General features: G+C 61.6%; 16 protein-coding genes and 1 pseudogene. 14 read left to right on the forward strand and 3 right to left on the reverse strand.

The window, feature by feature from the left end; translation table 11 throughout:
• The 3 genes from ACFCU0_RS10915 to ACFCU0_RS10925 form a co-directional block, all read left to right on the forward strand.
• Positions 1-624 (forward strand): nucleoside-diphosphate sugar epimerase/dehydratase (locus tag ACFCU0_RS10915; protein ID WP_434973705.1); only part of this gene is annotated, 624 nt, incomplete at its 5' end.
• Between the two features lie 306 nt (positions 625-930).
• A complete protein-coding gene (locus tag ACFCU0_RS10920; protein ID WP_434973706.1) occupies positions 931-2,343 on the forward strand; it encodes a nucleotide sugar dehydrogenase in 1,413 nt (470 codons plus the stop codon).
• A gap of 183 nt (positions 2,344-2,526) precedes the next feature.
• Positions 2,527-2,685 carry a hypothetical protein gene (locus ACFCU0_RS10925; RefSeq protein ID WP_434973707.1) on the forward strand — a complete coding sequence of 53 codons (159 nt, stop codon included), beginning with the start codon at positions 2,527-2,529 and terminating at the stop codon, positions 2,683-2,685.
• Positions 2,686-2,845: 160 nt separating this feature from the next.
• Here ACFCU0_RS10925 and ACFCU0_RS10930 read toward each other — a convergent pair whose 3' ends face one another.
• Both ACFCU0_RS10930 and ACFCU0_RS10935 read right to left on the reverse strand, forming a co-directional pair.
• The gene (locus ACFCU0_RS10930; protein WP_434973708.1) at positions 2,846-3,736 is read right to left on the reverse strand and encodes a tetratricopeptide repeat protein; all 891 of its coding nucleotides are present in this window, start codon (positions 3,734-3,736) and stop codon (positions 2,846-2,848) included.
• Positions 3,737-4,019: 283 nt separating this feature from the next.
• On the reverse strand, positions 4,020-4,703 hold the full coding sequence (locus ACFCU0_RS10935; protein ID WP_434973709.1) for an OmpA family protein: 684 nt from the start codon (positions 4,701-4,703) through the stop codon (positions 4,020-4,022).
• A gap of 658 nt (positions 4,704-5,361) precedes the next feature.
• Here ACFCU0_RS10935 and ACFCU0_RS10940 point away from each other — a divergent pair.
• Positions 5,362-6,372 carry a sugar phosphate nucleotidyltransferase gene (locus ACFCU0_RS10940; RefSeq protein ID WP_434973710.1) on the forward strand — a complete coding sequence of 337 codons (1,011 nt, stop codon included), beginning with the start codon at positions 5,362-5,364 and terminating at the stop codon, positions 6,370-6,372.
• 295 nt (positions 6,373-6,667) lie between these two features.
• Complete coding sequence (locus ACFCU0_RS10945) at positions 6,668-9,175, forward strand: endonuclease MutS2 (RefSeq protein ID WP_434973711.1); 2,508 nt, start codon at positions 6,668-6,670, stop codon at positions 9,173-9,175.
• A gap of 28 nt (positions 9,176-9,203) precedes the next feature.
• Here ACFCU0_RS10945 and ACFCU0_RS10950 read toward each other — a convergent pair whose 3' ends face one another.
• Complete coding sequence (locus ACFCU0_RS10950; RefSeq protein ID WP_434973712.1) at positions 9,204-10,175, reverse strand: 2-hydroxyacid dehydrogenase; 972 nt, start codon at positions 10,173-10,175, stop codon at positions 9,204-9,206.
• 331 nt (positions 10,176-10,506) lie between these two features.
• On the opposite strand from ACFCU0_RS10950, the gene ACFCU0_RS10955 reads away from it, so the two are divergent.
• The 9 genes and pseudogenes from ACFCU0_RS10955 to ACFCU0_RS10995 all read left to right on the forward strand — a co-directional run.
• The gene (locus tag ACFCU0_RS10955; protein ID WP_434973713.1) at positions 10,507-10,929 is read left to right on the forward strand and encodes a DUF4783 domain-containing protein; all 423 of its coding nucleotides are present in this window, start codon (positions 10,507-10,509) and stop codon (positions 10,927-10,929) included.
• Positions 10,930-10,984: 55 nt separating this feature from the next.
• The gene (locus tag ACFCU0_RS10960) at positions 10,985-15,211 is read left to right on the forward strand and encodes an ATP-binding protein (protein ID WP_434973714.1); all 4,227 of its coding nucleotides are present in this window, start codon (positions 10,985-10,987) and stop codon (positions 15,209-15,211) included.
• Positions 15,212-16,008: 797 nt separating this feature from the next.
• Positions 16,009-16,602, forward strand: coding sequence for a GNAT family N-acetyltransferase (locus ACFCU0_RS10965; RefSeq protein WP_434973715.1), 594 nt, complete (start codon positions 16,009-16,011; stop codon positions 16,600-16,602).
• Positions 16,603-16,880: 278 nt separating this feature from the next.
• Positions 16,881-17,366 (forward strand): thioredoxin-dependent thiol peroxidase, encoded by a 486-nt coding sequence (bcp, locus tag ACFCU0_RS10970; RefSeq protein ID WP_434973716.1) that lies wholly within the window; start codon positions 16,881-16,883, stop codon positions 17,364-17,366.
• Positions 17,367-17,499: 133 nt separating this feature from the next.
• Positions 17,500-19,041: an Asp-tRNA(Asn)/Glu-tRNA(Gln) amidotransferase subunit GatB gene (gene gatB / locus ACFCU0_RS10975; RefSeq protein WP_434973717.1), complete on the forward strand. Its 1,542-nt coding sequence runs from the start codon at positions 17,500-17,502 to the stop codon at positions 19,039-19,041.
• 81 nt (positions 19,042-19,122) lie between these two features.
• Complete coding sequence (locus ACFCU0_RS10980; RefSeq protein ID WP_434973718.1) at positions 19,123-20,589, forward strand: TlpA family protein disulfide reductase; 1,467 nt, start codon at positions 19,123-19,125, stop codon at positions 20,587-20,589.
• A 268-nt stretch (positions 20,590-20,857) separates the two neighbouring features.
• Positions 20,858-21,412, forward strand: a complete 555-nt coding sequence (locus tag ACFCU0_RS10985; RefSeq protein ID WP_434973719.1) for a class I SAM-dependent methyltransferase — start codon at positions 20,858-20,860, stop codon at positions 21,410-21,412.
• A gap of 124 nt (positions 21,413-21,536) precedes the next feature.
• On the forward strand, positions 21,537-22,307 hold the full coding sequence (tpiA, locus tag ACFCU0_RS10990) for a triose-phosphate isomerase (RefSeq protein WP_434973720.1): 771 nt from the start codon (positions 21,537-21,539) through the stop codon (positions 22,305-22,307).
• A gap of 423 nt (positions 22,308-22,730) precedes the next feature.
• Positions 22,731-23,005 (forward strand): annotated as a pseudogene (locus tag ACFCU0_RS10995) (3-oxoacyl-ACP synthase); the annotation flags it as partial.

Here is a 23,005-nt window from a genome sequence, read left to right on the forward strand (position 1 = left end):
GTAAGCCTGAAAATCGCGTTATTCTACGCGTTTGGCCTGTACCGTGGAATCTGGCGATATGCCGGCACGCCGGAACTCGTTCGTACCGGTCTCGCGACCCTCACAGCGTCCGGTGCCACCGGTGTTCTGATCGCTGCGGTGTATGGACCGGATCTCGTCTCCCGCGGGGTGCTCGTCGTCGACTGGATGATGGTTACGATCGCTGTCGTCGGCGTCCGGTTCGGCTTTCGCGGTCTCCGCCAGTACCTCGCCGCCAAGCGGGCCGGCGGTCGCGCCACCCTCCTCTACGGGGCAGCCGAGCGGGGAACCATGGCGGTGCGCTTGCTTCGCCACCGCGATGACCTGGATCTCCGTCCGGTCGGGTTCGTCGACGATGACCCACTGAAAGTCGGTTTGACGGTGCAGGGATTGCCCGTGCTCGGAACGCGATCGAATCTGCAGCAAGTCTGTCACGACCACGACATTGAGGTCCTTCTCATTACCGCTAACGTATCCCGACGGTGTCGCCAGGCCGCCCTAAAGGCTACTGCTGCGCTCGATATCGAGTGCCGCGAACTGCGGGTTGAGTTCGATGCTCTCGATCAGATCTCCGAAGAGAGACCGTCGATTCCCGTTTCGATGTAAGACCGGCTCCGGGCGGTAGCACCTCCGCGCACCCTCCGCCCGTGGGCACAGCCACCTCTTTCCGCTGACCGGTCCCCCGCCGGGCTTCGCATTCGGTGCACTAAGAATGCATCGTCCATACGTCGCGTTTGCGCGTAACTGCGAGATCTCCTACCTTCAACATCATGTATCTCTGTTCTACGCATGTCTTCGACTGCCTGGCCATCATCACGCACTTCTTCGACCGTGAAATCGAACGGTTTTTCCTCGGCCTCCGACGCGAGCGTCAACGGTTCCCCCAACCACGACCCTGGCGCCCGCCCGCCGGTGCTTTCCTCCACCGCAGAAGGGCTCGATGAGCAGCTGCAGGACGGCGACGCAACGATCGGCATCGTAGGACTTGGCTACGTGGGCCTCCCGCTCGCTGTTGAGTACGCGAACGCAGGATTCAAGACGATCGGTATCGACCTCGACGCCGACCGCGTAGAGCGCCTGAACAACGGCGACAACTACATCGACGATCTGGATGACGACAACGTTCGCAATCTCGTTGACAAGGGCTTGTTGACGGCCTACACCTCGTTCGACGCATGCGGTGACATCGACGTATTCTACGTCTGTGTGCCAACGCCCGTTACGACAAGTAAAGACCCGGATACGAAATACATCGAGTCGGCGACGGCGTCCATCGCAGAACATCTCCGACCGGGACAACTCGTCATCCTGAAGAGCACGACCTACCCGGACACGACGGAAGGAATCGTTCAGCCAATCCTTCAGGAGGCAGCGTCCGATCGAGGACTGGAACTCGGCACAGACTTCTTCCTCGCCTTCAGCCCGGAGCGTATCGATCCCGGCAACAAGGAGTGGACGACGGCGAACACGCCGGTGGTCGTCGGCGGCGCAACGCCCGCCTGCGGGTATGTCGCTCGTGTGGCGCTCGAGACCATCATCGAGCACGTCTTCCCGGTCTCCAACCCGAAGGTTGCGGAGATGGAGAAACTGCTCGAAAACATCTTTCGGTCGGTCAACATCGCGCTGGTCAACGAACTTGCCCGTCTCTGCGATCGCATCGGCGGGATTTCGATGTGGGAAGTGATCGAAGCCGCGGCAACCAAACCGTTCGGCTTCATGCCGTTCTATCCCGGACCGGGACTGGGCGGGCATTGCATTCCGATCGACCCGCACTACCTGTCCTGGCTCGCTCGCAAGTACGACTTCGAAACGAGCTTTATTACGCTATCGGCGCGGGTGAACGAAAGCATGCCGTTCTACGTGACGGAAGCGATCGTCGGAGCCATCGCCGATCAGCCGATCCGGATGAGCGATGCGAATATCCTCGTTCTCGGGGTGGCGTTCAAAGGAAACGTCGACGATACGCGACACTCGCCGGCTGAGACGATCATCAAGTTGCTGGAAGAAAAAGGCGTCGGTACGATTCGCTTCGCCGACCCGCACGTCGATGAGTATCGCATCCAGTACCGCGACGGCTCCTCAAAGGCGATCGAGAAGGTCGAGTGCACGCCGGACACGCTCGCCGATCATGACGTCGCGATCGTGGTGACGGGGCACGATGCCTTCGATCCTGAAATGATCGCCACACACGCGCCCTCGATCGTCGACACCCGCAACATGCTTGCGGACATTGACGATGAAGCGCTTCGGAGCAAGATTCGCCTCCTCGGCGGCGGCGGGTCCGACATCACCGCCGTACAGTCGATGGTAGAGGATGCTGCGTAACCTCACTGTCCCGGACGTACGGCAACTCGCCTGACTCAACCGGCGTACGCAACCCGTACCGTGGACCCGGTCTTTCCCGGTGCGCGCCGAGCCGGGTCCTATCACCAGCGAAGTCCTCGGATCCGACGTCTTCGTTGGATGCCACCGCGTTCCCCGTGACTGTTTCTTACTGATCTTAGGTTTATGCTCGAACTGACTCTACTGCTTCAGTCCGCCACGTCTTCGTTCAACACCTCCGCGACCGGGACGGGCCTTGAGTGGATGACCATCATGTCCGTTGTCGCGCCAGCGGTCGTGTTCGTCGCGATTCTCTACGCAGGAACCAAGCGGACCGTGCGGTAGCGCTGGCCGGTGCGATGTCTGCAAGATCAGCGTCTCAGCAACCATCCCAGGGCAAGGGGTTCAATAAAAAAGCGCCCGTGCCTCCGAAAAGAGGGCACGGGCGCTTTGGTTGATTCCCGCAACGAGAGCCTTGGAATGCAGACCCTGTCAGGTCGACCGGTTAGTTGCACTCGTTCTCAAGGTAGTGCTCCGATCGGGCCTTGTAGTCGCCAAAGGCTGCCTGCTCAAACTCCGCGCAGGCCGCTTCTTTGTCGCCGTTCTGAAGCTGTGACTCCGCAATCACGAAGTGATACTTAGCGGCGGAGGTCCGGCTACCGCGGTGCATCTCCAGTCCCTCGCGGGCGGTGGAAATGGCTGCCGGGTGGTCGCCCTGCGCATACAGTGCCGTCGCCCGGTAGAAGAGCGACTTTGCGCTTGCATCGACGTACTCTCTCATTTCGTCGAGTGCCGTGAGTGCCTCCTGTGCCGCGCTCGGACCCGGGTTCTGCACGTTCAGCGCCTGCGACGCGCGAGACACGAACTCCTGCCGGATGCGCTCCGTCGCGAGTTGAGCCGTTTTACGGTCGCCGTTTTCTTCCGCGACGCTGATGGCCTGCTGCAGCGTCTGAATGGCGTCCGCCGTTTTGCCGTCCTGGTTAATCTGCGCCAGGCCCATTCCATACACCATATAGGCGTCGTCCGGCGCATACTGCGCACCCTTATTGAAGTGCGTTTCGGCTGCCGCATAGTTCTTGTCCTTCAGGGCCTTGTTGCCCCAGTTCTTTGCGAGCGTGATCATCCGATCCTGAATCTGGGACGCTGCACCAGACTGTTCGGCTTCATTGGCCAATTGGAGCGACTGCTCGAGCTTCGGGTAGGCTTCGTCAGCATTTCCCTGCTTGGCTGCGTTCATCGCCGCCGCGAAGGTCTTCTTGAGTTCCTCGACCTTCGCCTGACTGCCACCGTCCTGGGCCAAAACGGGCGTGGCCACGAGGGCGAGAGCAAGAGCAAGGACCGGAACGAGCACGCGGCGACTCATGCTCTGTGCGATATGTCGAACGTTCGCGTTCATAGGTGAAATAGCGCTGGGAATAAAAACAGTGACAATCGGGGTACAGGTCGCAGGCAACGTGCGCTGCAAAAAGACCCTAATTCGTAGCGATTAGGTAATGCGGTGGTTCCGAAACAGGACGGCCCCTACAGCTTCTGCCGGACATGCCGTGATAACGAGAGCCGTTTCCGTATTCGTATTCCCTGTGGCGATGCGGCCGCCCTCAGCTTGTTTTATCAATTGAGTGCGGCCGCAGCCGATCGGGAGGTGTGCTGCCGGTTCTCCGGCAGAACGCCAGGCAGTCTTAATTTGCAGCCTGACTCTTGGCGTCTTCGCGGTACTCTTCACTTGCGAAAATAGCCACTTCCACACGACGGTTCTGCTGCCGTCCGGCCTCGGTATCATTCGTGGCTACCGGTTCGGTTTCGCCGCGACCCTCCGTCCGGAGGCGGTCCGCGGAAATACCCTGATTGATCAGGTAGTCTGCGGCGGATCCGGCACGGCGCTGCGATAGATCCTGGTTGTAATCTGCCGAGCCCTTAGAGTCTGTGTGACCCACGACCAGGATTTCCGTTTCGGGGTAGTCCTTCATACTGGTAGCAAACTCCTGCAGATCCTGACGGGCACCCGAGCGGAGAGCCGACGAATCGAAGTCGAAGAGCAATCCGCTATCGAACGTGACCACGATCCCTTCGCCGATTCGCTCAACGTCGGCGTTGGCGAGTTCCTGCTCAAGTTCCTCGGCCTTGCGATCCATTCGCTGGCCGATGATGGCACCGGCGGCTCCTCCCACGACTGCACCGATAATGGCGCCCTCAGCGGTTCCGCCGACGGCCTTACCGATCGCTGCACCGGCAGCGCCACCCGTTCCGGTGCCGATCGCGGCACCTTTCTCGGTGTTGCTCAGGCTCTGGCAGCCGGTCGCGACCACGACAGCCAGCGCCAGCATGAGGATGGCAGAAAGGGGTGTGCGTTTCAGTCGTTGCATGATGCTCTGGTGGGTGATGAACAAAGATTGAGTTCGTTCGACGCGCCACACGATCACGGGTTGCTTCGCCGGACCGTGCGCCGACCGTCGAGGAGACGTTCAACGAATCGAGCGTCTCTGCATGTTGAGACGCACTCGATGCGTGTTTCGTAACGACGGCCGAGCGATTCGTGCTCTGCACCTATTGATGCTGTCAGCTTCGTCCTCACTCAACTGCCGTCAATGCATCTCATTGGATTTACAACGCACGTGCCAAGGCATGGGTGGTTGAGGCCTACACATTCATTGCCATCGCGAACGGTAACCAATCATCCGGCTTCATAACCACGAAACGACCGTGAACGCCATCAAATGCGGATCGAGACGCGACTTGATGATCATGTAAAGGACATGACGGGTCTCATCCGGGTGCGCATCTACGACAGACAGATTGGCGTGATTGTATACTCTGACAGACACTGCTCCCGTCGAACTGTCTAATGAGACAGACGTCGATAGACAGTTCCACACAGGGATCACGTGCTGGGCTGGCATTCGTACCGATGATAGCTGTATTCTATGCCGTGTACATCCGCCGCAACACCGAGACGCCCCGTGATCCGGCGGGCTGCGGTTCCGTGCGGCATCACCATGATCCTGATTCTCATTTCCCAGTCTTATGAAGCTGATCGTTCCCATGGCCGGTCGAGGCACGCGCGTCCGGCCCCATTCGCACGTGACGCCCAAACCGCTCCTCACCGTAAAGGGGCGTACGATCGTCGAGCGGATCGTCGATACGTTTTCGAGGGTCTTGCCGGATGTGCCGGATGAGGGCGTGTTCGTGCTCGGCCCCGATTTCGGGCAGGAGATCCGGGATCAGCTTACGCAGATCTGCGAAGCGCGCGACATGACGGCGCAGTTCGCGATTCAGGAAGATGCGGAAGGGACGGCGCACGCGGTCGGCTGTGCGGGCGAACATCTCGACGGGGAGGGTATCGTGGTGTTTGCGGATACGCTTTTTCGGATCGATGAGGATGTCGACCTCGGCGACTCGGATGTCGTCGTCTGGGTCAAACATGTCGATGACCCGAGCCGCTTCGGTGTGGCCGTGCGCGAAGAAGGGAGCGACCGGGTTGCACGTCTCGTTGAAAAACCGGACGAGCCGATCTCGAACGAGGCCATCATCGGCATTTACTACGTTCAGGAACTGGCCGACCTACAGACGGAGATTCAGTATCTGATCGACAACGACGTCCGGGGCAAGGGCGGGGAGCTGCAGCTCACGGATGCGTTCGATCGGATGCTGCAGGACGGGAAACGCTTCACGACCGAAGGTGTGGATGCGTGGATGGATTGCGGCACCATTCCCGCGCTCCTGGACACTACGCGACGGATCTTGCACCAGGAGGAAGACGACCTGCACCAGGGGACTGTAAAGGACAGTATCATCCACGACCCTGTATACATCGGTCCCGGAGCAACCATCGACGGTGCCGTCGTCGGCCCCAACGTCTCTGTGGAAGCAGGCGCAACGGTGCGGGACTCCGTGGTGCGCGACAGCATTGTGTATCCGCACGCTCACGTCGAGGTCAGCGTCCTGTCCGACTCCATCGTCGGGCGCAGCGCCGTCGTCGAAGCTGTCACGGGGGCGGTAAACATCGGCGATCACTCCGAAGTGACCGGCGGCTGAAGCGTTCTTCAACCCCGGAATCGTAAGCCCGAGGCGGCGCCATGGATGTGGTGCCGCCTCCGCTTATGGGGGCCGATTATCGGCTGTGACGTAAAAGAAAGCGCCGGACGTTAATGGCAATCAGTTTTCGTGGCAATCGGTACCTTGATGAACGACCGCTCGATCATGCGAATCGAACACCGTGTGTGTTTTGCAACACTTGCGACCCACGTCGGAGCAAGCAAGACCGCGTATCGTTCGTGTAGCCGTGTGATCGACGTTCTACAATCAATTCCTTTCGCAGCGCTCCCGACCGATGGACACCTATCCGGCTTCGCTTGAAGAGAAGCTCGGCTTCGACGTGCTTCGTCAACGCCTATCCGATCGTGTGATGAGTCCGCTCGGTCAGGAGCGTCTCGATCGCATGCAGCCGGCACGGACGATGGAGTGGCTCGAGGACGAGTTGGTTCGTGTGGAAGAGCTACAGGCGGCGTTTGAGTACGACGAAAGCGTCCCACTGAATCACATCTTTGACCTTCGCCAGGTTCTGAAGCGGGCGGCGCCGGAAGAGGCGTTTGTCGGCCCGGAAGATCTGCGGAACGTGCGTCTGGTCCTGATCACCCTCCGCCGCCTGAAGTCATACTTCGAACGCCGTCGGTCGGACTATCCGAATTTAGCGTCCGCGGTCGAGCGGGTGACGCCGCTGAAAGAGGTAGAAACGCACATTAGCACGGTCATCGCCGAGGAGGGCGGCGTGCGAGATGACGCGTCGGAGGAGCTCGGTCGCTTGCGACGGCAGATCAAGAAACGCCAGAACGAACTCAGGGGCGCCCTCGATAGTGCCCTCCGCGAAGCGATGAAGCAGGGCTGGGCGACCGAAGAGCAGGCGACCATTCGCGGCGGGCGCATGGTGATCCCGATCCGGGCTGAGGCCAAGCGAAAGGTCGACGGGTTCATCCACGACACCTCCGCGACCGGGCAGACGGTCTACATCGAGCCGTCGGCGTGCATGCGGCTGAACAACGAGGTAAGCGAACTTAAGAGCGACGAGCGTCGAGAGGTGCAACGGATCCTTCGGAAGGTGACGGCCCACCTGAGTCGCCACCAGCACGACATGAAGCACAACCTGAAAGCGCTGGCGCAATTTGACCTGCTGCAGGCGAAAGCGGGGCTGGCGAACCACCTTGAGGCCGTCGTCCCCAAGCTGAACGACGAGGGGATCGTCGATGTGATCGACGGGCGCAATCCCGTCCTGCAATTGCACTTCGAAGCAGCGAAAAACGGGAAGGGGCCGTCCAACCCGATTGTCGAAGAGGACGAGGAGGGGCCGCGGGAGGTCGTCCCGCTGAATCTCAAGCTGGGGGATGGATTTGAGACGCTCGTCATCACCGGGCCGAACGCCGGCGGAAAGACGGTCGCCATGAAAACCGTCGGGTTGCTGTCTCTGATGCTCGCATACGGCATGCCGATTCCCGTCGCCCCGCACTCAAGGTTTTCTCTCTTCGAGCAGCTGATGGTCGACATTGGCGATGAACAGTCGATCGAGGAAGATCTATCGACGTTCAGCTCGCACGTGTCGAACCTGAAGCACATGCTGAAGAATGCCGGGGCCAATACTCTCGTCCTCATCGACGAGGCCGGCACCGGCACGGACCCGGACGAGGGCGGCGCCCTGGCGCAGTCGGTGCTCGAGCACCTCACACGCGTTGGTGCGAGCACGATCGTGACAACGCACCACGGGACGCTGAAAGTGTATGCGCACGAGGCGGATGCGGTCGAAAACGGGTCCATGGAGTTCGACCAGAACACGCTGCGTCCTACGTATCGATATCAGCAGGGCGTCCCCGGCTCGTCGTATGCGTTTGAGATCGCTCAGCGGATGGGGCTCGAGTCTCCCGTCCTGGATCGGGCTCGCGAGCTCGCCGGGGGGCAAAAGACCGCCATGGAAAACCTGATTACGACGTTCGAGCGGCGGAATCAGGAGCTTGAAGAGACGCTTGATCGAGCAAAATCGGAGCAGCGGAAGGCGGAGAAGGAGCGGGAACGCTTCGAGCAGAAATGGAGGAAGATCGAGAAAGAGCGGGAGTCGTTTCGCCAACAGGCGCTTGAAGAAGCTGAGCGCATCGTTAAGGATGCGAATGCGCGGATCGAGCAGACGATCAAAGAGATCAAGGAGGCGGAGGCGGAGCGCGAAGCAACCAAGAAGGCGCGCGAAAATCTCGAGTCCTACAAGGAAGATCTTCACTCGGACGTCGAAGCCGTGCGTTCGGTCGATGGGCCGTCCGGGAAGCAAGAAGAGCCAGAAGAGCGATCCGCAGCGACGGATACGGGGACAGGTGTCTCCGGCGACGGTGCTTCCGCTCCTTCCAAACAGAGTGGCCCGATTCGGGAAGGCGACCGTGTGGTTTTAGACGGCGGCTCGACGGCTATGGACGTCCAGGAGATCGACGATGAGGAAGCCGTCGTTGTCATGGGATCAATGCACATGCGCGTGGATCTCGACCGGCTCACGAGAGTCGGTGGGCCCCGGCAAGAGCCGGAGACCGGCTACGGCGCAGACGTGTCGATGACGGCACTGGACGCGAGCCCGACGATTGACGTGCGGGGAGAGCGGGTCGAGCCGGCGCGACAGCGCATCCGCCACTTCATCGACGACGCGATTGCTGCAGGATTGAACACCGTCGAGATCCTGCACGGCAAGGGGACGGGAGCGTTGCGTGAGGCACTGCACGACGATCTACGGTCACGATCGGACGTTACCGAGGTGCGAAAAGCCCCGATCGAGCAGGGAGGAGCGGGCGTTACGCTCGTCGACCTGGCCTGAACCGGTTGGGTTGCACCTGTGCGGTGGCCTACAGCTGCGACCGGACCGTGTACGGGACGTCCTCGCCGGAGAAGTAGGCCAGCAGCGATTCGACGCACATCTGTCCCATCCGGGTGCGGGCTTCGACGGTTGCGCTTGCCAGATGCGGTGCGAGAACCACGCGCTCGTGCTCGAGAAGGCCTGGATGCACGTCGGGTTCGTTCTCAAACACGTCCAGTCCCGCCCCGGCGATACGACCTGCTCGGAGGGCGTCCACCAGATCGCTCTCATGTACGACCGGTCCGCGGGCCGTGTTGATCAGAAGAGCGGAGGGTTTCATGGTCGCAAGGGTGTCCTCGCGGAGGAGGTGATGGCTGTCGTCGTTGTGCGGGCAGTGTAGGGAAACGACGTCGCTCGTGCGGAGAAGAGTGTCGAGGGCGACCTGCCGGCTGTTCGTTTCCCGAATGATCGTAGGGTTTGCCGGCGTTCGGTTGTGAAAAACGACGTCCATGCCGAATCCGAGGGCCCGTCGGGCGACGGCCGAACCGATACGGCCCATCCCGATGATTCCCAGCGTCTTTCCGTGCAACTCCATGCCCAGGAGCGTTCGCGTCTCCCAACGGTCAAACTTTCCACTTCGAACGAAGGCATCCGCATCCACCACCCGGCGGGCGACGGCGAGCAGGAGCGCCCAGGTGAAGTCGGCAGTCGCTTCCGTTAACACGCCCGGTGTGTGCGTAACGGTGATGCCTTCGCGGCTGGCAGCGGCAAGGTCGATGTTGTCCAGGCCGACGGCGTATTGCGCGACCATCTCGAGATTCGGGCACGACGACAGAACGCGTTCCGTGACGGGGTCGGCTACCGTCGTCACGACCGCGGATGCGGTACCAATGCGTTCGATCAAGGCCTCTTCGGACAACTCCGATCCGGTCGGCGGCGGACCGGTCTCGACGGTGTGCGGAGGTGCCAGGCCCTCGAGTGCACCGTGAACGAGAGGGCGAGTCACGACGATCTGAGCCATAGCAAGCCGGGGTGGATAAGCGAGTATCGCAGTGTGCGTGCATCCGGGGGCACTCAGGAGTCTGCCGAATGAACGCGTGAGTCGCGTATGCGCCGGAACGGATGTGAGCGCCCGACGATTCGTCCGGGTGCGACGGACCGATTGTCCAGTATGTTGGACGTTGGCTGTATGATCAAGTGGACGGACGAGGGCAATCGTTTTCGTAACGACCTGATAAAGCCGGTGGCGTCGCTTTTGTGTACGGTAAAGTGGTTCCCTATTCTTCGCCTTGAACGGTCTTACCCCCTTTTTTGGAGCGCGCCGTATGCGATTCCTTAGAGTGATGTTCTGCTTGCTGCTCATTGCCGGGGCAGGAGGCGTTGAAACCCGAGGTCAGGACGGTGGCGAACCGCCGGACTCCACGGCTGCCCGCTCGGCCGTTCCGGAACAGGTAGTGGAGCGTGTGTCTCTCGCGTTCTCTGATGGCGACGCGGACCTTTTACTTGGAACGACAACGGACCGGATCGAGGTCGGTCTTCCCGGAACGCGAGCGTACTATAGCCGGTCGCAAGCAATGTACGTACTGCGCGAGTTTTTTAATGACCACGGCCCGACCCGCTTCGCCGTCGAGGATGTATCAAAGGCCGGGACAAGCTATTTCGTGACCGGCCGGTTCTGGCATTCCCGGGGCGAGCAGCCCATGCACGTGTACACTCGCTTCTCGAGTCGAGGCGACAACCGGCTGTACGAAGTGCGGGTTGAAGCTCTCCGGTAGGCGGTTCCCCGTCGCCGATCCCCCGTAGGCTTGCTTCGCGATTTCCGCTCCGTCCATGCGCTCTCGCTTCTTCCGCTTCTGGCGACGATACGGTCTCGTGCTCGGCGTGGGTCTCGCTCTACTGGCCGCGACGGTCGTGACGTGGCAACTCCGCCGTCTGACGGAGACGCAGGTGCTGGCCGCCGAAGCGCAGTGGCAGGAACGTATCGCTACGGAGGCGCTGCACACAATCGAGTCGGATTTCGATCGGCGGTACGAGCCGCTCGTTCGCCGGGCTCGAACGATGGCAGAGGACTCGTCCCTCACGCAGGCGGTCGCCACGTGGAATACGTCCGGCGACCGCCCGACGGCCCTGCTCCGTCGCGTCAGCTCGCTACGCCTCGACGATCGAACCGGCGTGGAGGTGCGCGCCGCTTCCGGCACACTCCTCGCCTGGCAGGGAGCGTCCATCCCGGCCCGTAATCTGACGCTGGAAGGGTCTGCCACTCCGCTCTCGGTCATCGCAACGGACGGGGAAGTACGGCGCGCCCTCTCCGTGTGGTGGCCGGTGAAAGACGGCGAGCGCGTCATCGGCACCGTCCGTGCCGTCCGGCTGATTCAATTTCAGCCCCCGGTGCAGAACCGGTATATCCAGGGCTTCGACCTGGAATCGGAATGGCGGCAACTTACGGGGGAATCGGTTGAAGTCCGGTTCGGCGAACCACCGACCGCCTCCAATGCTTCCTCTCGTCGGGTTCATCGGACGCTAACGGGCATCAACGGCGTTGCCCTCGCGACAGTCACGGTTCGGCCCCCGGCCGGTGAACGGCTTCTGGAGGTGCAAACGGCCGTGTACGACGACCTGCTCGTCCTGTGGCTCTGCCTCTTCGGCCTCTGGCTCGTCGGAGCGTTTTGGTGGGCATACCGACAGCGAACGCGTCGGGCCCCCCGCGATGCCGACTGGCCGGTGGGGGCCACCGCCTGGTTTGTCCTTGCCGGGACGGGATGGATCGGACTGCGATACCTGATGGTGTGGCTCGACGTCCCCGATCGATGGATCGGTGCCTCGTCGCGCCTCGCACCGCTGTTCGATCCAACCCACCTGGCATCGACGCTCGGGTGGGGAGCGCTGCAATCCACCGGGGACCTGCTCGTGTCGGCCCTCTTCGCCATCGTGGCAGCGACGGCGCTCCTGGATCTGGCGTCTCGGGCGCGGCCGGCAACGGGCACGCTCACCGAACTTGCTGAAACGCTGAGTGAGACCGACGCGGACGACCCGAGGCCGCTCCGGTTCTTCCTTGCCATCGCGACCGCGAGCGCGGTAATCATGGGTCTGGTCCTCGGCCTCGCACAGGTCGTGCGGCGTTCGGTGCTGGACAGCACGCTCGACTATTTCTCCAGAACAGGGGTGCTGCCGGAACCACTGGTGATGGTCGTGTTGTGCTCGCTCTTTCTTCTGGCCGTATCGGCGGTCCTCGCGGGAACGTCGGTTGGGTGGCTGGCGACCAGACTCGCGATCCGGCACCGCCCGTCGAACTGGCCCCGCGGCCTCACGACAATCGGCATCACGTTCGTCGTGATCGGCGTCATCGGATCGTTCTACTTGCTGCCTCTCGCGCGGCCGGTGGTTCCGCTCCCCGTTGCGATGACGTTCGCAGGCATCGTCGTCGCCGCCTCGACGCTCGGGGTCGTCTGGCCGCATGGTGGCGTCGGACAGCTGACGCTGCGCGGGCTGCTCCCGTCGGTGCTGGCACTTACGCTGCTGCTCTACCCGATGCTCTACACGGGGATGGATGCACAGCGTCGAGACCGGATGAAAGGGGCGGCAATGTCGTTCGAGGAGGGGCGGGACCCGCGCGTCCTCTATTCGATCGAGCAGATGCTCCGGTCCTCACGGACCGTGCTGGGGCCGGCACTTGCTGCGGACGCATCCGGCAGCCCGCCTCGCGCCGGGGGTATCGCCCGGGAGGCGGACCTCCAGGGGTCGCCGCCGCCCGTGGACTCACTGGCGAGCCGCCTGGTGCGCCGATCCCTTCTCGCGTCGCTCACGACATACGAGGCCAGTCTGGTTTATGTGAGCGCGGACGGGATTCCCCGGTGGCGATATACCGCGTCCGGCGTCCGGGCGCGGCAGACCTCGCCCCGTGATAGCGACTGGGAAACGTTCCAGCAGCTTCTGAGCCTCTATCGGATCCGGTCGGCGACGGGACCCCTCGTTGAGCAACTCGAAGGGTCGATTGCTGGTCAACGTGTCGGCAGTCTGCTCTACGCGGGGCTGATCCCGGTTCCCGAAATCGACGGCGACGCGGAGCCCGCCGCCGATGCCCGCGGGTCCGGCTGGATTCTGGTGCGAGCCGAGCCGCGATCCCTCCTGCCCGGTGCAGGCACAGGCGTTCCTGCCGTCCTGCTTCCTGACGGCTCATATTCGGATCTGTACGCCGAGCTGTCGCTGGCGGAGTTTCGAAACGGTACGCTGGCGCGAAGCCTCGGACGAGACTTCGGGCGGGCACGATTGCAGTCCCGGCTCCGATCCTCGCTGAACGACGCACCCGTGCAGTGGGAGAGCGAATCCGTGCGCGGCGCTCGGTATCTGACGCTCTACCGGCACACGTCGGCATTGGTCGAGTCGGCCGGGGTACCCGCCGCCGACCGTGAGCGAACCATCGCCGTGCGCATCCCGGCGGTCCTCGCGTTCGACCACCTGTATTACATCCTTCGACTGACGATCGCCGGTCTGTTCGTGACGTCGATCTTCTACCTGCTCGGTCTTTACGGGAGGTACAATCGCGGCTTGCTACCGGCCCCGACCGTGCGTTTTCGCGACAAGGTGCTGAGTGCCTTTCTGGCAGTGGGCGTCGTATCGATGATTGCGGTCGGGGTGGTGGGCGTGCAGGTGGTGACCAGCGAAAACGAGCGCGTGATCGAGCGTCGACTCCACGATCACCTGAACCGGGTGGAGGAAACGCTTGCTCTTGAGGCGCGGCCGGGGGAAATGATGTATCGCGTAGCCCAGCGGATCGACCTGGATTCCCTCGCGGCGCGGGTCGGGCTCGACCTACGGCTGTACGACGGAGCGCAGCTGAAGGGTACGAGCCGGGCGCGCCTCGTCCGCGATCGGCTCGTCGACGGCCGGCTCCCAATCGGGGTGTATCGGGCGCTGTACGAGGAAACGTATCGGTTCACGACGGCTCCGAGTTACGTCGGAAGCTTCCAGTACGTCGTCGGTTACCAGGCGCTTCCTGGAGAGGACGGCGTTCCACGCGTCGTGCTCGCCGTCCCGACGCTTGCGCAACAGGAGCGGATCGAGGAAGAGCAGGCGCGAACGCTCGCCTACCTGTTCGGAGCGCTGCTCATCCTCGTGGTCGTCGTCATGCTCACGGCCCTGCTTCTGGCGAATGCGCTCGCGCGACCGATCGCGCAGCTTCGGGAGGGACTGGAAGCGGTCGGGGAGGGGCGGTTCGCCCGGGTCCTGCCGGTGAACACGCGCGACGAAATCGGAGACCTGGTTCGCACCTTCAACGAGATGCGCGAACAGCTCCGGGAGAGTCGGCGAAAGCTCGCACAGCAGGAGCGGGAACTGGCGTGGCGAGAGATGGCCCGGCAGGTCGCTCACGAGATCAAGAACCCGCTCACGCCGATGAAGCTGTCGATTCAACATCTGCGGCGGGCGTACCAGCGGGAGCACCCATCCGGGGACGGGGCGCGGGGCGAGTTTTCCGACATGTTTGAGCGGATTACCGGAACGCTGATCGAGCAGATTGAGGCGCTGGCACGTATTGCCAATGAGTTCTCCTCCTTTGCGCGCCTCCCGACGCGCGTGCTCGAACCAATGGATCTGAACGAGGTCATCGAAGAGGCAGCCCGGCTCATGCGGGAGGAGGCCAGCGAGGTGGACATCGACCTCGACCTCGACGACAACGCGCTGGTGGTTAACGCGGACCGGGAGGAGCTGCGACGTCTTTTCATCAACCTGATCAAAAATGCGATGCAGGCGATCCCGAGTCATCGGGACGGGGAGATCGTCATCACGACGCGACCGGATCCGGGCGAGGGGGATGCGCTACCCGCCGTGCGATGCACGATCGAGGACAACGGTACGGGGATTCCCGAGTCGTTGCGGGGCAAGATCTTCCAGCCGAACTTCTCAACCAAAACCAGCGGGACCGGGCTCGGGCTCGCGATCGCACGCAAGAGCATCGAGGAACTGGACGGAAAGATCGATTTTTCGACCGTGGAAGGGGAGGGAACGGTGTTTCGTATTCGCCTCCCACTCGCGGAGGAGGCACCCGTACGGGCTTCATAGCGCCGTCGGTAGGACGTTGTGCTTGAGGGGCACTCATGTCGGCGATGTCTACCGTCCGCTTCAAACAATAGGAAAGTATTTCATCAGATGTGGTGGGCAGATGGTCTGGGACGATGAGCCACTGTGCTCAGCTCATCTTTCCCTATTACATCGCAGTCGTATTAGGTATGAGAACTTAAGACGGTGTTCAGGGGCATGTTTGAATGGCCCCGGATTCACGCATTCTCAATTTTGTTACATTTCTCGATCTTTGCACTGCGTGCTGTCTGGGAAGTCGGTCAAAGGTCTGTATCAGTCTCCGTTTATCGACGGTGTCTGGATAAATGTGTCCGTTCGTTCGACCCCGCTTCCGCTTTGTGCAATATATGTTTTAAAATAGGGTGGGAAGTGCCCCCGTTGATATTCTTTAACCCTGGATATTGTAACGAAGACGGGGGTTGACTCGTCATCCGCAGTTGACTTTGATGGTGCCCGTCATAACTTAGTTGTTGTGTGAAGACGGGCTGTTCGGCCGTCGTTGCGCTTCGTATGGGTGACTTTAGGCGGTCGTCGAAGCGGTGTTGAAGCCGCGTCATCCATGTGATACGCGACCCGATGGGTTGAGCAGGCCGGCCGTTCACATCCCCGGTGACCGCTCCCCTTCGGTATTGCTCTGAGAGAATACAGTCAGAGTTCCGGGTGTGATCGTTTGCGTTCGTTCTCGGGCGCGTTCACACATCGTCTGGCGCTGTCGAATGAAGGAATGAATCGATTCGCTGGACGACTCACTCTGGCTATCACCTCCTCCCGACATCGGCGTGCGTGATACACTCACTCTCGACTCGATCTGCCTGGATCATGCCTCGGCGGTTCAGAAACTGGCGTCCCACCCGAAGATTGCGGAGACGACGAACCTGCCGCAGCCCTATCCGCCCAACGGTGCGGCGAGCTGGATTCTCTCGTCGATGCCGCGCCGCGTCGCCGGCGTTGAATACTCGTTCGCCATCATCCGTGATCGCGACCAGACCCTCGTCGGGGTCACGTCCCTGATGAACGTGGGGCAGGGCGAGGCGGAGCTGGGGTACTGGATTGGTCACCCCTACTGGGGAAACGGGTATGCAACCGAGGCCAACCGGCGGATCGTACAATTCGCATTCGGTACCGTCGGCCTTGATCGCCTTTACGCGCGGCCACTCCTTCGCAACCACGCCTCCTGCCGCGTGCTCGATAAAATCGGCTTTGACCTGGTCGATGTCTTTGACAATATGTTTCCGAAATGGGAGGATAGCGATTCGCTTTGCATGTACGAACTGAAGGAGTCGGTGTGGCGCCCTGTCCCCAGGAGGGTCGGAATCCCCTCCCGCTCCCGCGTCCCGTCACCGGAGCGCCGTTCGATGCGGCTGCCGGGCTAGAACCTGACGCCGTCCCGGTCTCTCGTCGCGGTAGGGGGTGGATCGGATACGATCGGGTTGGCCGATCCGGCGAAGACCCATGGAGGCGACCGACAGGACGGATCTTACGTTCTGGGAAACTCAAGCGATCTTCCCGCCCGTTCGTTGGAATTGAGGCATACCGGGCGCATTCTGTACCGTTGTGCAACGCAACCGTGCGCCCCAAGCATCACGGGGGTGCTGTTCAGTCGATTTGAAGATCGACGCGTCCGTTTTCCCTCCACCTGTTTCTCACCTCCATGTCGAACCCGCAGATTGCCCGCATCGAGGTCGGCGAGCCCGCCCCCGACTTTTCCGGCCCCACCCAGGATGGCTCCGAGGTTTCCCTCAGCGATTACCGCGGCGAGTGGGTTGCCCTGTATTTTTACCCGAAAGACGACACCCCCGGCTGCACCAAGCAGGCGTGCAACCTGCGTGACGGGATGTCCGACCTGTCCGATCACGGCGTTCGTGTCATTGGCGTCTCCGAAGATGACGTTGACTCGCACAGTGATTTTGCGGAAAAGTACGACCTCCCCTTTCCGATCGTTGCCGATCCAGAGCATGAGATCCTGGATCAGTATGGCGTTTACGGCGAGCGAAATATGTATGGTAATACGTTCCTCGGGACGGCGCGCACGACGTATCTGATTGATCCGGACGGCGTGATCCGCCACGTTTTCAAGCGACCGAAGACGGGCGACCACACCGCGGAGATCCTGAAGAAACTCGAGGGTCTTGCATAGGCGCGGCGTTCGAACATTTCGATACGCATCAAGTAGGGGGCTACCGTGATGAAGGCAGCGCAAGCCTCCGTGCGCGCTGTTATTTCGTCCTCCGGGTCCGTGCCACCGCTGATCGACTTCCAGACGTTCGTCCATGGTTCACGACAAGTATGAGCCCGTGATCGGGCTGGAGGTTCACGTCCAGTTGGATACCGCGTCCAAGGTGTTCAGCCCCGACTCGACGGCATTCGGTGCACGGCCGAACACGCAGGTTGACCCGATCTCACTCGGTCATCCGGGAACGTTACCCGTCCTCAACGAGAAGGTGATCCGGTACGCCCTTCGTCTGGGGCTTGCAACGCGATGCAAGGTGTCCCGACGGTCGGTCTTTGCGCGGAAGCACTACTTCTACCCGGACCTGCCGAAAGGGTATCAGATCTCCCAGTACGACACGCCAATCTGCTACGACGGCTTCGTGGAGATCGACCTCGGGAGCGACGAAAGCGTCGCGAGCAACGGTGCCCCGGATACCGCGGAGTCTCCCGCGTCCACGAAGCGGATCGGGCTGACCCGTATCCACATTGAGGAGGACGCCGGAAAGTCGACCCACGTTGAGTCCGGGTCCCTGGTGGACTACAACCGGTGCGGGGTCCCGCTACTCGAAGTCGTTTCCGAACCTGACCTTCGCTCACCGCGAGAAGCCTACCTCTACCTGAAGAACCTCCGCCAGCTGGTCCGCTACCTCGGGATAAGCGACGGCAACATGGAAGAGGGTTCGTTGCGGTGCGATGCGAACGTGAGCGTCCGTCCGTGCGGTCAGAATCGGTTCGGCACGCGGACTGAGCTGAAGAACCTGAACTCGATGCGCCACGTCGAACAGGCGCTTGAGTATGAGATCACACGACAGATCGCAAGCGTAGAAGCCGGAACGCCGGTGGAGCAGTGCACACTTCTTTGGGATGCCGACGCAGGTGAAACACGGACGATGCGTTCGAAGGAGGACGCACAGGATTATCGATACTTTCCCGACCCTGACCTCGTTGCGATCGACATCTCCGATGAGGATATCCGGTCCGTCCGGGAAGACCTGCCCGAGATGCCGGACCAGCGTCGCGAGCGATTTATGTCGGACTTCGGTCTTCCCGCGTATGACGCCGGCGTGCTCACGGAAGAGCGGGAGGTAGCCGAGTATTTTGAGGACACCCTGAGCGCGTTGTTTAAACGAACAAAGGGCGGCGACACTCGCACGCAGGCGAAACTCGTGTCGAACTTCGTCATGACGGACGTTCTGCGCGTCACCAACGAAGACAATATCTCGGTCCACGAACTGGCGATCACGCCCCGGCGGCTGGCGCAGCTTGTGTACCTTCGGATCGAAGACAAGATCAGCTCGAGCGGCGCCCAGGACGTTTTCGAGATGATGCGAGATGACCATGAGTCGTCCGCCGGGAAGATTGCGGATGAAAACGACCTCATTCAGGTATCGGATCGGTCGGACATCGAGCCCGTGGTCGAGTCGATCCTGCAGGAGAACGGAGGAAAGGTCGATGCCTTCCTCGGCGGTAAAGAAGGGCTGCTCGGCTTTTTCATTGGTCAGGTCATGCGATCGTTCGACGGCTCGCCTAACCCGGAGGTCGTTCGCGACGTATTGCAAGAGAAGCTTGAGGCGCGCCGATCCGATGAATCGGCCGCTTGATGCCCCGGCCCATCATATGGCCGGCCCCACAAGTATTGACTTTGCCCCCGATCACCGCGCCGCCTCTGCGGCCCTATTTTCGTGAACCCCCCCGCTGAACGCTGTCCCGGCCGCGGAGCCGGTCTTCCCCCTGTATCCAACGCGTTTCTCCCGTCCGGCCTCTCCGTTCTGGCCCTGACGGGCGTGATGGTGTTCCTCTTCGTCGCCGGATGCAGCGATTCGTCGCCGCGCTCCGAGCCCGTTCAGAGCGTCCTTAGTGGGCATATCACGGTCGATGCCAGCGTCGACGGCTCCGCTGACTTCTCCGGCTTCGAGGTGCTCGTTGTTCGTCCCGAGGGGCGACGACTGGACACGCTCGGGCGCGCTGAAACGACCAGGGACGGCGGGTATCAGGCCATCGTGACGGCGCCCGAGCGCGGTGTCTATCCGCTGGTCATTCGCCGGCGCGGTGACGTTCTTCTGCGGACCGATTACGTGGTCGCAGACGGCGATACGGCGTCGATGAACATCGCCTTCCCGTTCACCGGCAACTACGTGCCCATCCGGTCGAAGGAGAACTCCGCGCTTCTCGCGTACCGCAATACAATGGGGCTCCACCGGCAGCGGCTCATGCGGCGGCTGCAGAACGACGTGTACTCGGAGAACAACATCTCTATGAACGTCCGGCAGACGAGTAGCATTCTATGGGGGATGCGCGACAACTACGACGGGACGTACGCGGCGGAGGTCGCATCCGTCGAGTCTCTCGCCCTGCTTGAGTCATGGAATGATTCGCTCGTCGTCGTACGGGCACGCCAGATCGAGCCGTCCAACCCGCGCTTTGTGACGGCCGGTCGCATCGCCCGTCGGGCGGAAGCCCGATTGAGCGGGCAGCAAGCGGCTGTATCGTTGATTTCGACCTTCAAGGAGCGAGCGGTCACCGATGGTCAGCGAGCCGCGCTGCAGGCCGAACTGGTTCGGACGTACATCGACAGTCTGGACGAGGAGAACGCCATTGCCGCGGCCGACGATCTGGCGGATGCGTACGGGGACTCGCGCTGGGCCGAGTGGGCGGAACGCGCCCGCTATGAGGTGGAAAACCTGCTTCCGGGCAAGCCAGCGCCGGAGGTGACGGCGCGAACCGTGGAAGGGGAGGCGGTCGAGCTCGACGACTACACCGGATATCTCGTCGTGCTGGAGTTTTACCACCCATCCGATGAGATGTATCAGCGCCAGATTCCCACGAGAAATGCGCTCTATGAGGCCACGCGTCGTGATTCGGTCGCCTTCATCTCCGTGTCGTTGGAACCGGATTCACTCCTGAACCGGGCCTTCTTTGACGGCCGGACCCTCCCGGGCAAACATGTCATCGCCCGTGACGGGGACCGGGATCCGCTGGTCGAGGCGTATAACGTCGGCACCGTTCCGACGCGGTACCTGATCGACCGGGACGGGGCCATCGTTAACAAGTACCCGGGCGCGACCTTTTTCTCCATGCAGGATGCCATCACCGAGCGGCTGAATGCCCGTCCGGACCGTCGCATCAGTCCCCGACCGCCCGCACCGTGATCGGTCTGCAGGGGCCGGGTGTTCGCCCGTCGTTTCGTGAACGTCCTGCCAATCCCGCCGTACGGCGCGGCTTTCTGCAGGAAGTACCACCCCGAGGGCGGCGGATACCTTGATCTACGACCCCATCGTTTTGTAGATTGAAGGTTGTTTGATCGACGTTTGAGGACGGTTATTTCACTCAGCACTCACGGTCGGTCAACACAGGGCTCCGGCCGTTCGATGTCCCGGGCCGACGAACCATACCACCGAATCTGACACTGCACACCACATGGGTACACTCGCCTACATCAAGAACTTCATCCGGGACCGTGACGTCGCGGCCATCACGCCGTCCTCGAAGTTCCTCGTAAAGCGCGTGTGCAAGTGGATCGATTTCGACACGCCGCGCCGCATCGTCGAATACGGTCCCGGCACCGGGGTCTTCAGCAAGTACCTGCTGGAGAACATGCATAAAGATTCTGAACTCATCATGATCGAGGGCAACGCTTCGTTTGTGCAGTCCCTTCGGGAGTATTGCGACGGAGACGATCGGGCCGTTGTCGTGCACGATCGCGCGGAAAACGTGCGACAGATTCTCGACACGCACGACGTAGACCGGGCGGACTACGTTCTGTCCGGCATCCCGTTTTCTTTCCTCGATGAGGACGTCAAGCACGAGCTCATCAGCCGCACGCGAGACGTGCTGACGTCGGACGGGAAGTTTCTCGTCTACCAGAACTACAACCACATGGAGAAGCCGCTCCGCCGTCACTTTGACTCCGTGACGCGCGAGTACGAGATTCTGAATCTGCCGCCGATGTTTGCCTATGAAGCGCTGAAGTAAACGCTCTGAGTCTCCCCCGGGGGGTAACGTACCACGCGGAACCCCAACCATGTGGTAGCCCGTCTGCAACACAGCCGCACCTGCAACGTCTCGCCATCTTCACGTAGAACGCCTGATCCGACCTATGCTGATCGCCGGGAACTGGAAAATGAATACGGACGTGGCGAGTGGGACGAAGCTCGCGTCCGACATCGCGGAGGCGGCCGCAGACGCCGACCTCGGGAGCGTGGCCCTGGCGGTCTGTCCGCCTTACGTCAGCCTGATGCCCGTCAGCGATGCGCTGAAAGGCAGCGACGTCGCGCTTGGTGGCCAGAACATGCACCAGGAGGACGGCGGTGCGTTTACCGGCGAAGTGTCGGCAGCGATGCTGGTGTCCGCCGGCTGCACGCATGTCATTCTCGGGCATTCGGAGCGCCGTCAGTATTTCGGCGAGTCGAATCACGACATCCAACAGAAGGTGGCGCAGGCCCGGGCGAACGGTCTCGTGCCGATTCTCTGCGTGGGCGAAACAAAGGCGGAGCGAGATGCCGGCGATGCGAAGACCGTAGTCGAAGGTCAGATCCGCGGTGGCCTGGCCGATGTTTCGTTCGACGCCCCGCGCAATCTCGTCATCGCGTACGAGCCGGTATGGGCCATCGGAACCGGTGACACCGCGACGCCAGAGCAGGCAAATGAGATGCATGCGTTCATTCGCGGGCTGCTCGCGGACCTGTATGAGAATGCGTTTGCAAGCGATGTTCACATCCTGTACGGCGGCAGCATGAAGCCACACAACGCCGAGGATCTGCTGAGTCAGCCCGACGTCGACGGCGGGCTCATCGGTGGCGCCAGTCTGGATGCAGATAGCTTCATCGCGATTGCCCGACACGGGGCCGCCATCCAGGCACAGGCGTAGCGGTCCGCCCTGCGTTCGGTGTCGATCGTACACAATGACGCCGTCCCGGATCGGGGCGGCGTTTCGTATTGTGGTGGGGATCAACCCGGTGATGGATCGGACGCCGTCCAACTGGGTTGAAAAACCAAACGCACGGCGCGATCGGCACCTGGAGAAACGCCGGTCCGCGGTCCTACGCGAACATGTTATTATGGAACCGCTTCCAGGTCGACACTGATTGCGATCGATCCATCGCCGATGGGACAGGATGTGCTGATTGCGGCGATACGTGACGGACCCGTTGGTTTCAGAAGTCCGGCACGGTCCCTGTTCGTAAGCGGGGTGCGCGCACTATTGGATTACCGATTACCTGTTTCAGATCAAGTGGACAGTATGCCATACGCGAGCATTACGGGCTGGGGACACTACGCGCCTTCGAACATTATGACGAACCACGACCTGGCCCGGCACATGGATACGAGCGATGAGTGGATCCGCTCGCGCTCGGGGATCCGTGAGCGTCGCTTCGCAGAAGAGGGAGAGACCACGGCGACGATGTCCGTCGAAAGTGGAAATCGGGCGTTAGACCGTGCCGGCCTCGAGCCGGAGGATCTGGACCTGATTCTCGTTGCCTCCTCCTCACCGGATTATCTTACGCCCCCCGTTTCGAGTCAGGTTCAGCACGGACTCGGTGCGCCGGGTGTCGGTGCAATGCAGAT

The organism is Longibacter sp. (assembly GCF_051155795.1).
In the GTDB taxonomy this organism is placed as follows: Bacteria; Bacteroidota; Rhodothermia; order Rhodothermales; family Salinibacteraceae; genus Longibacter.

Bases quoted from the DNA above. Each gene is read 5' to 3' on its own strand.
- ACFCU0_RS10925 (WP_434973707.1), top strand. From the start codon at position 2,527: ATGCTCGAACTGACTCTACTGCTTCAGTCCGCCACGTCTTCGTTCAAC.
- ACFCU0_RS10930 (WP_434973708.1), bottom strand. From the start codon at position 3,736: ATGAACGCGAACGTTCGACATATCGCACAGAGCATGAGTCGCCGCGTG.
- ACFCU0_RS10935 (WP_434973709.1), bottom strand. From the start codon at position 4,703: ATGCAACGACTGAAACGCACACCCCTTTCTGCCATCCTCATGCTGGCG.
- ACFCU0_RS10940 (WP_434973710.1), top strand. From the start codon at position 5,362: ATGAAGCTGATCGTTCCCATGGCCGGTCGAGGCACGCGCGTCCGGCCC.
- ACFCU0_RS10945 (WP_434973711.1), top strand. From the start codon at position 6,668: ATGGACACCTATCCGGCTTCGCTTGAAGAGAAGCTCGGCTTCGACGTG.
- ACFCU0_RS10950 (WP_434973712.1), bottom strand. From the start codon at position 10,175: ATGGCTCAGATCGTCGTGACTCGCCCTCTCGTTCACGGTGCACTCGAG.
- ACFCU0_RS10960 (WP_434973714.1), top strand. From the start codon at position 10,985: ATGCGCTCTCGCTTCTTCCGCTTCTGGCGACGATACGGTCTCGTGCTC.
- bcp (WP_434973716.1), top strand. From the start codon at position 16,881: ATGTCGAACCCGCAGATTGCCCGCATCGAGGTCGGCGAGCCCGCCCCC.
- gatB (WP_434973717.1), top strand. From the start codon at position 17,500: ATGGTTCACGACAAGTATGAGCCCGTGATCGGGCTGGAGGTTCACGTC.
- ACFCU0_RS10985 (WP_434973719.1), top strand. From the start codon at position 20,858: ATGGGTACACTCGCCTACATCAAGAACTTCATCCGGGACCGTGACGTC.
- tpiA (WP_434973720.1), top strand. From the start codon at position 21,537: ATGCTGATCGCCGGGAACTGGAAAATGAATACGGACGTGGCGAGTGGG.